Genomic DNA, 11638 nt, shown 5'->3' with positions numbered 1-11638 from the left:
CCCCTCCCCCGCCCCCGCACAACCCGCCCAGCCCACTCGGCCCGGCCGCCCCGCCCGCCCCCGGGCTACGCCTCCGCGCGCATCGCGGTGTCGAAGTCCCGCAGGGCCCGCGCCACCCGCGCCGACTGCATGCCGGCCGCGAGCAGCCGGGCCCGGTCGGCGGTCCGCTCGGCCTCCGCCCGCTCGCCGGTGCGGCGGTAGGAGTCGGCGAGGCGCACCATCAGCAGCGCCTTGGCCCTGGCCCGCTCCGTGGAGAGCGCCTCGATCGAGGCCAGCAGCAGGCCGCGCGCCTGCTCGTGCTCGCCGAGCAGCAGGTACCCCTCGCCGACCATGCCCTCCAGGTCGGCCCGTTCCTGCACGTGTCCCTCCACGTCCTCCAGCACCCGGAACGCCCGCTCGGCGACGGCCTCCGCACTGATCTGCTCCCCCTTGCGGCCGTGCGCCCGGGCGATCCGCCCCAATTGCAGGGCCCGCTCACGCGGTGTCAGCACGGCGTCGGCGGCGCGCAGCGCGGTGGAGAGCATCGCCACCGGGTCGAGTCCCCGCCCGCCGGAGTTGTACGTCGCCTGGACGGCGAGGCAGCCGACCACGCCGACGCCGAGCCGGGGGTCGCCGGAGACGTGCGCGGCCCGCAGGGCGGCGACGAAGGCCCGCTGGGCGGCGGCGTCGTTACCCATGTCGTAGTTGGCCCAGCCGACCAGCCGGGCCAGCCGGCTGGCCGCCCCGTACAGCTCCCGGCCGAGCGGCTCGTCGTAGCTGCCGAGTTCCAACAGCTTGCCCACCATGGCGAGTTCGGCCTTGGCGAGGTCGAGGATCAGTCCGCCGCCGTAGGCGCGTTCCAGACGCTGCTTGGATTCGTAGGACAGCCGCAGGTCGGCCAACTGCTCGGGGGCGATCCGCAGCGCGCCCTCCCCGCCGGTGACCGGCGGGGGCGGGGAGGCCCAGTGCCGGGCCGCCTGCTCCAGTTCGTCGCCGCGGAACAGGTCGGTCAGGCGCACCGGGGCGCCGTCGGCCCCCGCCTCGCGGAGCGCGGTCTGCGCGGTGTCGGCGGTCCACGGGTCGGTCAGCAGCCGGGGCGAGAGCATCTTCGCGCCCCGGTGGGAGCCCATCCGCCCCCAGAGCTGCTCGTAGGTGACGGCGATGCCGACGCTGCGGCCCAGCACCTCGCAGACGGTCTGGTCGTGCGGCGAGCGCGGCACCATGCCCCGGTCGCGCCACTTGTACGGTGCGGTGGAACTGATCGCCATGCCGGTCGGAAGCACCGCGTTCACCTCGCGGGCCAGCCGCTCCGGGCTCCAGCCGAGCTGGTGGAGTATCCGGGCGAGCTCGTCGTTCCGTTTTCGCACCAGGTCGGCCATGGCACGACCGTAGCGGCCCCGCGCCCCGCTCGGCAGGGGAGTCCCGTGAACGACCGGAGGCCGCCCCTCGCGGGACGGCCTCCGGACTACTGTGGAGCTAAGGAGAATCGAACTCCTGACCTATTGCATGCCATGCAATCGCTCTACCAACTGAGCTATAGCCCCATGCTTTCACCTGCGGTTTCCCTCGGCGACATCGATAACTCTACACGGTCGGCGCCCCCGGCCCTAATCCGTTTCGGGGCCCCCGCGACGGCCGTGACCCCGGCCCGCACCCGGGCCCACCGACCCGACCGCGGAGACACCGAAGGCCGCCACCCTGTTCGGGCAGCGGCCTCGCGGAACTGCTGTGGAGCTAAGGAGAATCGAACTCCTGACCTATTGCATGCCATGCAATCGCTCTACCAACTGAGCTATAGCCCCGCGACACTGACGACCACTCACGGACCACCGGTGCGGAGTGGAGCTAAGGAGAATCGAACTCCTGACCTATTGCATGCCATGCAATCGCTCTACCAACTGAGCTATAGCCCCGCAGTTCCGCGACTCCCGCCCCCGGTCTCCCGTCTGCGTTCCTCGCTGCGAACGAGGAAGACTCTAGCTGGTCAGAGCCGGAACTGTGAAATCCGGGTCGGTCGGCCGTCAGGTCTCGTCGCCGATGACCGGCTGCGGCAGCGTGCCCGCGTTGTGCTCCAGCAGCCGCCAGCCGCGCGAGTCCTGGCCGAGGACCGACCAGCAGCAGTTGGAGAGGCCGCCGAAGCGCTCCCACAACTGCGGCTCCAGGCCCAGTATCCGGCCGATCATGGTGCGGATGGTGCCGCCGTGGCTGACCACCACCAGGGTGCCGTCCTCCGGCAGCTTGTCCGCCGCGTCCAGCACCACCGGGACGGACCGGTCGGCCACCTCCGTGGCCAGCTCGCCGCCGCCGCGCCGCACCTGCTCGCCGTTCGCCCACGCCTCGTACTGCTCGGGGTAGCGGGCCCGGATCTCGGCGTTGGTGAGCCCCTGCCACTCCCCCGCGTAGGTCTCCCGCAGGCCCTCGTGGTGGTGCACCTCCAGGCCGGTGAGCGCGGCGAGCTCGGCGGCGGTGCGCCGGGCCCGCCGCAGGTCGGAGGAGATCAGCAGGTCGGGCCGGAGCCCGGCGAGCAGCCGGGCCGCCCGCTGGGCCTGGAAGACGCCCTGGTCGGTGAGCTCGATGTCCGTGGTGCCCTGGAACCTCGATTCGAGGTTCCAGGAGGTCTGGCCGTGCCGCCAGAAGACGATGCGCGGCCAGGCCCCCGACCGGCTCAGAGGTCGCCCCCGGAGACCGCGTTGCCGGCCGCGTCGGTGACGGCGTTCTCCGGCCGGTTCCGGCTGGCCAGCGCGTCCTCGGGGAGCGGCAGCTCGGGGCAGTCCTTCCACAGCCGGTCGAGCGAGTAGAAGGAGCGCTCCTCGGAGTGCTGGACGTGCACCACGATGTCCAGGTAGTCGAGCAGGATCCAGCGGCCCTCGCGCTCGCCCTCCCGGCGCACCGGCTTGACGTCGAGCTTCTCTCGCAGTTGGTCCTCGATCTCCTCCGCGATCGCCCGCACCTGGCGGTCGTTGGCGGCGGAGGCGATCAGGAAGGCGTCAGTGATCGACAGCACCTCGCTGACGTCGAAGGCGATGATGTCGTGCGCCAGTTTGTCGGCCGCCGCCTGTGCGGCGACGGTGATCAGTTCCTGGCTTCGGTCGGTGACGGTCACGATGCTCTTCCGGATCGGCTGTGGGGATACCCTCCCAGGATCTCACGAACGCGACGGAGCCCCGGAGCGTTTTCCGCCCGGGCCCCGATCACGGTGGTGCGGCCGCGGCCGCACCGTCGTTACTGCTTCTGCGCCGGCGGCTGGTAGTCCTTGCCGACCACCAGCACCAGGTCCGCGTTCTGCGCGTCGGTGACCTTCTTCACCGCGGAGTCCGGCAGGCCCAGGCTGGTGGCCAGGGTGAGGGCCGCGGGCCGTGCGGCGTCGTCGGTGTAGCGGATCTCGGAGGCCGCCTGGTCCGGCGCCTTCGCGGTGGAGGGCAGCACGTCCATGCCGGTGTTGGTGACCGCGGCCTGCGCGGCGACCGACGTGGTGTCGCTGCCGGAGGCGTTGACCACGGCGACGCGGGTGGCACCGCCGCTGCCCTTGGCCTTGCCGATGGTGCCGCCGAGGATCTCCTTCACCTGCTTGCCCGCGGTGGCGTCGTCCAGGGTGCCGTCGGCCTTGGCGGTGAGCGTGGCGGTGGCCAGGTGTCCCGCCTTCGCCTGCTTGGCCATGTTGACCAGCACGCCGGCCAGTGCCTCCTCCGGGAGCGACGGGTCGGCGACCGAGTTCATCCGGTGCACGTCGTCGGTGGCGTCCGCCATGGTGGTCGGCATGGTGTTGATCAGCGCGGCCATCACCTGCCCGAAGCGGGCGAGCTGGGCGTCCCGGTTCTCCCCCGGCGCCTGCAGGGTCGCGTAGGCGACGGCGGCGTGCCCGTTCAGCAGGACGTCCTTGCCCGCCGCGGCGAGCACCTTGTTGTCCTCGCGCACCTCGGCGTTGGTGTCCACCTTGATGCCGCCGAGCTGGGAGACCAGCAGCAGCAGGTAGGGGGTGTCCAACCGCCAGGTGCCGGCCACCTTGGCGCCGAGCACCGCGGACAGGCCGTCGCGGGTCGCGGAGGCGCCGATCTCGTCCAGGGACTTGCCGACCGTGGTGGTGGAGGACGCTCCGCTGCTGGGCAGTTGCAGGGTGTCCGGCAGCAGCAGCACGGTCGCCTTCTTGCCGCCCTCGTCGTCGACCAGCAGCGCGGTGGTGACCTTGCCCTGCGGGTCGCGCAGGTGCACCACGTTGACGTACCGGCCGCCGACCGCCGCCTCCGCGTCGTCACCGCCGCCGATCTTCCCGCTCCACCACAGGTAGCCCGCCCCGCCGGCCACCAGCACCGCCAACACCACCACCAGCGAGAGCAGCCGGTTGCGCAACCGCCGCCGGCGCTCGGCCCGTACCTCGCTGCGCGACTCGGCGAACTTCAGCCAGTCGATCGCGTCCTCGGACTCCTCCGTCTGCTCGTCGACGAAGCTGAACTCGCCCGTGGTGTACGAATCCCCGCCCTTGGCCTTCGCCCGGGCGGCAGCCGCGGCCGCCGCCCGCCCGCCGACCAGCTCGGACGGCTCCTCCACCGGCGCGTCCGCCGCGCCACCCGCCGAAGCCGGAGCGGCCGCGGCCGCGGCCCCCGGACGCGCCCGCGGCGGCACCACCGCGCCGGCCCCGGCACCAGCACCGGCACCGGCACCGGCACCGGCAGCAGAAGCCGCGGCCGCCGAACGCCCCGCCACCCGCGCGGAAGCCTGCCCGGTCGCCTGCCCAGACCCCTGCCCGGACGTCTGGCCCGGCACCTGCCCGGCGCCCTGCCCCGGCTGCTGCTGTCCGTAGTAGGGGTCGTAGGACTGCCGCCCGTACCCGTCCCCGCCCTGCTGCCCGCCGAACTGCCCCTCGTAGCCGCCCTGTTCGAACCCCTGCGGCCCGTACCCGCCCTGCTCGTACCGGCCGCCCTGCCCGTACCCGGACTGCTCGTAGCCCTGCTCGTACCCGGGCTGCCCGTACCCGCCCTGCTCGTACTGGCCGCCCTGCCCGTACCCCGTCTGCTCGTAGCCCTGCGCCGGGTACCCGGCGGCGGCCTGCTGCCCGCCGCCGTAAGGGTCCTGCTGCGGGTACGCCCCAGGCCCCTGCCCCTGCTGGGACTGCTGCTGGTACTGCTGCTGCTGGGCGCCGTACTGGTCGTACTGCTGCTCGTACTGGCCGCCCTGCCCGTACGTCTGCGCCGGCGGCGGCTGCTGCGGCGGGTACGGCGGCTGCTGTCCCTGCGCCTGCCCCTGCTGCCCGTACGCCTGCTGCTGCTCGTAGCCCTCGTACCCGTCGTACCCCTGCTGCTGCGCGTAGTAGCCGGGCTGCGGCTGCTCGGGGCGGGGCGGACGGGGCTGCTGGGGCTGGGGCTGGGGCTGGGGCTGCTGGCCGAACCAGTTCTGGTCGTCGGACGTTCCGGTCACGTCGTCCCTCCTGGGGGCATCAAGGCCGGGCCGACGCGTAGAGCGCCCGCTTGTGGATGTATCGGACCACGCCGTCCGGCACCAGGTACCAGATGGGTTCGCCCTTGGCGACGCGCACCCGGCAGTCGGTGGAGGAGATGGCGAGCGCGGGCACCTCGACCAGCGAGACGCCGCCGACCGGCAGGCCGGTGTCGGAGAGAGTATGGCCCGGCCGGGTGCAGCCGATGAAGTGCGCGAGGGCGAAGAGTTCCTCGGAGGAGCGCCAGGAGATGATCTGCGCGAGGGCGTCGGCGCCGGTGATGAAGAAGAGCTCGGCGTCGGGGTGCAGGCCGCGCAGCTCGCGCAGGGTGTCGACGGTGTAGGTGGGGCCGTCGCGGTCGATGTCGATCCGGCTGACCGAGAACTGGGGGTTCTCGGCGGTGGCGATGACGGTCATCAGGTAGCGGTCCTCGGCCGGCGAGACCTGCCGGTCGGACTTCTGCCAGGGCTGCCCGGTGGGGACGAAGATCACCTCGTCCAGCTGGAAGGCGCTCGCCACCTCGCTCGCGGCGACCAGGTGCCCGTGGTGGATGGGGTCGAAGGTGCCGCCCATCACGCCCAGCCGTCGTCGCCTGCGCGGACCGCCGTCCGGAACCGGGCTGCCCGGCGCGGAGGTGTCCGGCGCCACGTTCGTCCCGGGGGTCTCGACCTGCTCTCTCATGGCGCCACACCTTACGCGACGCGGATGTACCGGGGATTCCGCCCGTCAGCGGCCCCCGGACGCACCGCGCCCCGCAGCCTCGCGGGCCCCGGACGCACCGCGCTCCGCCACCCCGGGGGCCGCGGGCGCGCGGCGGGCGGGGCGGCGGCGCGGCCGGTCAGCGGTCGCGGTTGAAGCGGGTGGTGATGAACAGCAGGAGCAGCAGGATGAACAGCGCCGAGCCGCCCGTCAGCAGGGGGTTGAGGCTGTCGTGGTTACCGCCCTCTTCGGCGAGGTGGACGATGGCGGGCAGGGCAGCAGTGCTCATGATCGGCGGGACCTTCTCGGCTCGGGGTGAGGACCAGGCGGTCACGGACCGTACGGCCCGCGCGCTCATCGTACGGGGGCCCGACACGCAACCGCGCGGCGGCCCACCGCGTCTGACCACTCGTGAGCCGCCGTCCGGCCGCTCACGCCTCCGCGAGGCCCCGGACGCGCCTCCACGGGGCCCGGGACGGTCCTCCGGCGGCCCCGGCCGTCGGGCCCGGACCACCGGGACGGCCCGCGTCAGCCCAGGTCGTCGGCGGTGCGCCCGGCCGTCGCGGCCGGTTCGGTCTCACGGGCCGCCTGGCGCTCCGCGTCGCGCTTGGCGCCGTCGCGGCCGGCCCGGGCCAGCGCCCACACCATCAGGCCGACTCCGACGAAGGAGGCGATCAGGATGAACCGCAGGAACAGACCGGGGCCGTTCGCGCTGGAGATCGGTCCGGCGAGCTGGACCAGGGCGGCAGTGGACATCACGGACTCCTTGTTCGGTACGGCAGAGCCAGGGTAGTCCCGTTTACCGCCGTTCCCGGCCCCGGCGTCCCGGGTCGCCCGCGGGGTGCCCCGGTCTCCCCGGCTCCCCCGGTCCCCGGTCTCCCCGGCTCCCCCGGTCCCCGTCTCCCGGGCCGGGGGGCGGACGGCGTAGCGTGACCGCGGGGACGAGTACGGACACACCGACGTTGAAGTGGAAAGCAGCGGGGGCCGGCCACAGGTGCCGGTGCCGGCGTCGATCCAGGAGAGGTACTCAATGACCGACATGACCAAGGGTTCCGCGCCGAGCCGCCGACGCCAGCGCTTCCCGGAGATCTCCACCCGGGCCTGGGAGCACCCGGCGGACCGCTCCGGGCTGGTGGCGATGCGCAAGCTCAGCGGCTTCGACGACGTCCTGAAGAAGCTGGCCGGCCTGGTGTCCGAGCGCAGCGTGCGCCTGATGTTCCTGGCCACCGCGGTCAAGACGTCGGAGCGTCAGTTCCCGGAGCTGTACGACATGGTGCGGGACGCCGCGTACATCCTGGACCTGGACAAGGTCCCGGACCTGTACGTCTCCCAGGACCCGAAGGTCAACGCGTACTGCATCGGCATGGACACCCCGGTGATCGTGGTCACCACCGGCCTGGTCGAGCTGATGGACGAGGAGGAGCTACGCGCGGTGATCGGCCACGAGGTCGGTCACGCGATGTCGGGGCACGCCGTCTACCAGACGATGCTGCTGATCCTCACCAACCTGGCCACCCGGATCGCCTGGATACCGCTGGGCAACCTGGCGATCATGGCGCTGATCACCGCGCTCAAGGAGTGGTTCCGCAAGGCCGAACTGTCCAGCGACCGGGCCGGTCTGCTGGCGGGACAGGACCTGCAGGCGTCGATGCGGTCGCTGATGAAGCTGGCCGGCGGCGCGCACATGGCCGAGATGAACGTGGACGCGTTCCTGGAGCAGGCCGCCGAGTACGACAAGGCCGGCGACCTGCGCGACAGCGTGCTGAAGCTGCTCCAGGTGCTGCCGCAGTCGCACCCGTTCGCGGTGGTGCGGGTGGCCAAGCTGAAGAAGTGGGCGGAGAGCGAGGAGTACCGCTCGATCCTGGCCGGGGCGTACCCGCGCCGCGGTGACGACCCGGACGCCTCGGTCAGCGCGCAGTGGAAGGCCGCCGCCGAGTCGTACTCGCAGTCGATGAAGGAGAGCAAGGACCCGCTGATGGGCCTGCTGCGCGACCTGGGCAACGGCGTCGGCACGGTCGGCGGCAAGCTCCGCGACACCTTCACCGGCGCCGGCCGCAGCAACGGCAGCGGCGGCGGCAGCGAGGGCACGGACGGCGGCGACTCCCAGGGCTGACGGGCCGGCACGGTCCCGCCCCGCCGGACCCGGCCCACCGCGGCCCCGCCCCGCCGGACCCGGCCCGCCCGGCGTCAGCCGGCGATCGGCCCGAGCACCCCGCAGGTGTCCCAGGCCGGCCGTCCGTGGTCGGCCGGGTCCACGGCGGGCGGGTTGCTCGGGCGGACGCCCGCCGTGGTGGCGAGCACCGGCCGCAGGTAGTCGCTCTGCCCGGCCGTGCAGGAGCTGGGTCCGGCCTGCACCGCGGCGTCGACCACCCGCAGCCGGCCGGTGTCCAGGTCGGTGCGGTCGATGTCGATGCGCACCGCCCGGCGCACCGCGTACAGGGTGACCGCGGGGTCGCTGGTGGTGCCGGCCGGGCGCAGCGCGTACACCAGGGTGTGGTCGGCGGTGACCTCCAGGGTGTCGCCGTCCAGCTCGCCGACCCGGACGTTCCCGGTGACCTTGACGGTCTCGGTGGCCAGGGCGACCTGCCCGGGGTCGAAGCGCACCATCCAGCCGGTGGCGGCGTGGTGCTGGTCGTCGCGGGGCGAGTTGGTGCTGTCGTCGTACTGGGTGAGTTCGCCGGCCGTGACCAGGGACCTGATCTGCGCGGTCTCGTTGGCGGTCAGGGTGGCCGGGGTCAGCTCGGAGAGCACCAGGTAGTGCTGGGCGGAGTCCAGGGCCCGCTGCACCTGGGAGCCGGTGAAGTGGGCGGTGGCGGTGGCGGCCGGCATCCCCAGCCCGGCCTGGCCGTCGGCGTACCCGGCGGGCAGCCCGGCGAACGGGTTGCCGGGGTCGGCGGCCGCGGTGACCGTCCCGGGCGGGGCGAGCGGGGTGAGGCTGACGGTCAGCTGGGTGCCGCTGGGCGGGGCGCTCTGGCCGCGCGGGGAGCTGATCCCGAAGTAGACGGCGGCGGCGAACGCCATCACGACCACCAGCAGCAGGACGACGGCCTGCCGGGGCAGCGACAGCCAGCCCCAGCCGCGCGGCCGGGTGGCCCGGCCGAGGGCGCCCGCCAGCCGCTCCTGCGCGGACAGCTCCTGGATCCGGGCAGCCCGGACGAACGATTCGTCGAAGACGACGGACCGGAACTCGTCGTCGTTGGAACCACCCTCGGGCGTGCCCCCAGGAGGCTCGCGCGGGTCACCCATGACACCAGGGTAGACTCGCGCGCCGCCCGCGACGAGGGCGCGCGGGCAACGAGTGCGCGACGGCGGGTGACGGGCCCCCGGGGGAGCGTCAGCCGACGGACCCGGCGGCCACCGCGGACGGCTGCACCGGCACCGCGGCCGGGCTCCCGCCCTGGTCCCCGCCGCCGCGACCGCCGCCGCTCTGGCTGCTGCCGCTGCTCGGCCGGGCCGGCGGCTCCTGCGCCGCCCCGCCGACGCCCCGGTACACCGCGGCGACCGACAGCGCGACCAGGCCGACGCCCATCACCAGCGCCAGCACCCAGGCCACCGGCCGGTGCCAGCGCTGCTGGGCGACCGTGCCGCCGCGCAGCGGGTCGAAGGCGCGGACCCGGGAGCGGCGGACGCGCCGTTCCTGCCGGTCGCAGCCCGACCACGGGTCCGGGTAGAAGCGGTCCTCGTCGAGTCCGCCGGGCAGCGGGCGCAGTTCCAGCGGGAGGCCGTCGCCCCCGCCGGCGTGCTCGGCGTGCTCGGTGAACTCGTAGCTCCGGGCCGCCCCCGCCTGTTCCGGCTCCAGCCGGGCCTCGGCGGCGGCGAGCTGCCGCTCCCGGGCGCTCGGCTCGTGCACGGCGGCGGAGCGGACGAAGCTCTCGTCGAAGACCACGGTGGCGAACTCGTCGTCCGCACCACCGTGGTCGGCGCCGTCGGAGTACGGCGAGCCCCCCACATCCTCAGCCACGGATTCAATGTATTACCGGCCGGGGCGTTTGTCTGTGGGTCTCGCCGATCGGGTCCGGACGGGCTACGGCATTCGGCCGCGCACCGCCCGGCCCGCCCCACCCGCACCGCCCGGCCCACCCCCGCACCGCGCTCCCCGGCGACGGGAGCGGACGGCAGCGGACGGCAGCGGGTGGAGCGCGTCAGCCGCCGACGGTCTGCCGGGCCTCGCCGCGCACGTGCCCGTCGCCGGTGACGATGTACTTGGTGCTGGTCAGCTCCGGCAGGCCCATCGGGCCCCGGGCGTGCAGCTTCTGGGTGGAGATGCCGATCTCCGCGCCGAACCCGAACTCGCCCCCGTCGGTGAACCGGGTGGAGGCGTTGACGGCCACCGTGGTGGAGTCGACGAGCTGGGTGAAGCGGCGGGCGGCGGGCTGCGAGCTCGTGACGATCGCCTCGGTGTGGCCCGAGGAGTAGCGGCGGATGTGCTCCACGGCGGCCTCCAGCGAGGGCACCACGGCGGCCGCCAGGTCCAGCGACAGGTACTCGGTCTCCCAGTCCTCCTCGGTCGCCGGGACGGCCGTCACCCCGGTGCCCTCGGCGGCCTTGAGCACCGCGTCGTCACCGTGCACGGTGACGCCGGCCTCGGCCAGCGCGGCCAGCGCGAGCGGCAGGAAGGCGTCCGCGACGTCCTGGTGCACCAGCAGCGTCTCGGCGGAGTTGCAGACGCTGACCCGCTGCGCCTTGGAGTTCAGCAGCACGCCGACGGCCATCGCCAGGTCGGCCCGCGCGTCCACGTACACGTGGCAGTTGCCGGTGCCGGTCTCGATCACCGGGACGGTCGAGCCCTCGACCACGGTGCGGATCAGCGAGGCGCCGCCGCGCGGGATCAGCACGTCGACCAGGCCGCGGGCGCGCATCAGCTCCCGCACCGACTCGCGGCCCTCGCCCGGCACCAGCTGGATCACGTCGGCCGGCAGGCCCGCGCCGGCCACCGCCGTGCGCAGCACCTCCACCAGCGCGGTGTTGGAGCGGTACGCGGAGCCCGAGCCGCGCAGCAGCACCGCGTTGCCGGACTTCAGGCACAGCGCGGCGGCGTCCACCGTGACGTTCGGCCGGGCCTCGTAGATGATGCCGACCACGCCCAGCGGGACGCGGACCTGGCGCACGTCGAGGCCGTTGGGCAGGGTGTAGCCGCGGACCACCTCGCCCACCGGGTCGGGCAGGCCGACCACGCTGCGGACGTCGGAGGCGATCGCGGCGATCCGCTCCGCGGTGAGCGTCAGCCGGTCGATCACCGACTCGGCGGTGCCGGCCGCCCGGGCCCGCTCGACGTCCTCCGCGTTGGCGGCGGTGATCTCGGCGGTCCGCTCGACCAGCGCGTCCGCGATCGCCAGCAGCGCGGCGTCCTTCGCCGAACGCGGCACTGGCGCCAGGGCGGCGGCCGCCTCCCGGGCACGGCGCGCGGCGGCGAGGACGGGGCTGTCGGCGGTGGCGGTGAGATCGCTCATGCCGCCAAGCCTAGCGAGCCGACGGCCCCGCCCCGCCGCGCATTTCGCCCGCTGAGACGTCCCCGCGGGAGCGTCCCCG

The 11638-nt window shown here is 73.9% G+C and carries 11 protein-coding genes and 3 tRNA genes; 1 reads left to right on the top strand and 13 read right to left on the bottom strand.

Annotated features, from left to right (window positions below):
• Nucleotides 1–65: 65 nt before the first annotated feature.
• From OO48_RS17130 to OO48_RS17090, 10 genes are all read right to left on the bottom strand, one after another.
• Nucleotides 66–1358, bottom strand: a complete 1293-nt coding sequence (locus tag OO48_RS17130; protein ID WP_033217072.1) for an NsdA family TPR-like regulatory protein — start codon at nt 1356–1358, stop codon at nt 66–68.
• Between the two features lie 92 nt (nt 1359–1450).
• Nucleotides 1451–1523: transfer RNA gene (locus OO48_RS17125), tRNA-Ala, on the bottom strand.
• Between the two features lie 185 nt (nt 1524–1708).
• Nucleotides 1709–1781, bottom strand: a tRNA-Ala gene (locus tag OO48_RS17120).
• A 38-nt stretch (nt 1782–1819) separates the two neighbouring features.
• Nucleotides 1820–1892: transfer RNA gene (locus tag OO48_RS17115), tRNA-Ala, on the bottom strand.
• Between the two features lie 108 nt (nt 1893–2000).
• Nucleotides 2001–2648, bottom strand: a complete 648-nt coding sequence (locus OO48_RS17110; RefSeq protein WP_033217107.1) for a histidine phosphatase family protein — start codon at nt 2646–2648, stop codon at nt 2001–2003.
• Entirely contained in the window at nt 2645–3082 is a 438-nt protein-coding gene (gene rsfS / locus OO48_RS17105; RefSeq protein ID WP_033217070.1) for a ribosome silencing factor, read from the bottom strand. Before rsfS ends, OO48_RS17110 begins: the two co-directional genes overlap by 4 nt.
• 119 nt (nt 3083–3201) lie before the next feature.
• Nucleotides 3202–5391, bottom strand: coding sequence for an LCP family protein (locus OO48_RS38375; protein ID WP_051732225.1), 2190 nt, complete (start codon nt 5389–5391; stop codon nt 3202–3204).
• A gap of 19 nt (nt 5392–5410) precedes the next feature.
• Nucleotides 5411–5983, bottom strand: coding sequence for a nicotinate-nucleotide adenylyltransferase (nadD, locus tag OO48_RS17095; protein WP_425338553.1), 573 nt, complete (start codon nt 5981–5983; stop codon nt 5411–5413).
• Between the two features lie 265 nt (nt 5984–6248).
• A complete protein-coding gene (locus OO48_RS38920) occupies nt 6249–6398 on the bottom strand; it encodes a hypothetical protein (protein ID WP_167346451.1) in 150 nt (49 codons plus the stop codon).
• A 239-nt stretch (nt 6399–6637) separates the two neighbouring features.
• Complete coding sequence (locus tag OO48_RS17090; RefSeq protein WP_033217066.1) at nt 6638–6865, bottom strand: hypothetical protein; 228 nt, start codon at nt 6863–6865, stop codon at nt 6638–6640.
• Nucleotides 6866–7139: 274 nt separating this feature from the next.
• On the opposite strand from OO48_RS17090, the gene OO48_RS17085 reads away from it, so the two are divergent.
• Entirely contained in the window at nt 7140–8222 is a 1083-nt protein-coding gene (locus tag OO48_RS17085) for a M48 family metallopeptidase (RefSeq protein ID WP_033217064.1), read from the top strand.
• A 74-nt stretch (nt 8223–8296) separates the two neighbouring features.
• Here the strand turns inward: OO48_RS17085 and OO48_RS17080 are convergent, their stop codons facing one another.
• From OO48_RS17080 to OO48_RS17070, 3 genes are all read right to left on the bottom strand, one after another.
• Nucleotides 8297–9355, bottom strand: a complete 1059-nt coding sequence (locus OO48_RS17080; RefSeq protein WP_033217062.1) for an SCO2583 family membrane protein — start codon at nt 9353–9355, stop codon at nt 8297–8299.
• A gap of 88 nt (nt 9356–9443) precedes the next feature.
• Complete coding sequence (locus OO48_RS17075; RefSeq protein WP_033217061.1) at nt 9444–10070, bottom strand: SCO2584 family spore wall biosynthesis protein; 627 nt, start codon at nt 10068–10070, stop codon at nt 9444–9446.
• 181 nt (nt 10071–10251) lie between these two features.
• Nucleotides 10252–11559: a glutamate-5-semialdehyde dehydrogenase gene (locus OO48_RS17070; protein WP_033217060.1), complete on the bottom strand. Its 1308-nt coding sequence runs from the start codon at nt 11557–11559 to the stop codon at nt 10252–10254.
• Nucleotides 11560–11638 lie beyond the last annotated feature (79 nt).

This window comes from Kitasatospora phosalacinea (genome assembly GCF_000716545.1).
GTDB lineage: Bacteria > Actinomycetota > Actinomycetes > Streptomycetales > Streptomycetaceae > Kitasatospora > Kitasatospora phosalacinea.
The sequence above is the reverse complement of the archived record's forward strand: the minus strand, read 5'-3'. Positions and strand labels throughout refer to the sequence as shown.

What these genes read in the sequence shown, in the direction of transcription:
- OO48_RS17085 (WP_033217064.1), top strand. Translation starts at nt 7,140, where the DNA reads ATGACCGACATGACCAAGGGTTCCGCGCCGAGCCGCCGACGCCAGCGC.
- OO48_RS38920 (WP_167346451.1), bottom strand. Translation starts at nt 6,398, where the DNA reads ATGAGCACTGCTGCCCTGCCCGCCATCGTCCACCTCGCCGAAGAGGGC.
- OO48_RS17130 (WP_033217072.1), bottom strand. Translation starts at nt 1,358, where the DNA reads ATGGCCGACCTGGTGCGAAAACGGAACGACGAGCTCGCCCGGATACTC.
- OO48_RS17080 (WP_033217062.1), bottom strand. Translation starts at nt 9,355, where the DNA reads ATGGGTGACCCGCGCGAGCCTCCTGGGGGCACGCCCGAGGGTGGTTCC.
- OO48_RS17070 (WP_033217060.1), bottom strand. Translation starts at nt 11,559, where the DNA reads ATGAGCGATCTCACCGCCACCGCCGACAGCCCCGTCCTCGCCGCCGCG.
- nadD (WP_425338553.1), bottom strand. Translation starts at nt 5,983, where the DNA reads ATGGGCGGCACCTTCGACCCCATCCACCACGGGCACCTGGTCGCCGCG.
- OO48_RS17090 (WP_033217066.1), bottom strand. Translation starts at nt 6,865, where the DNA reads ATGTCCACTGCCGCCCTGGTCCAGCTCGCCGGACCGATCTCCAGCGCG.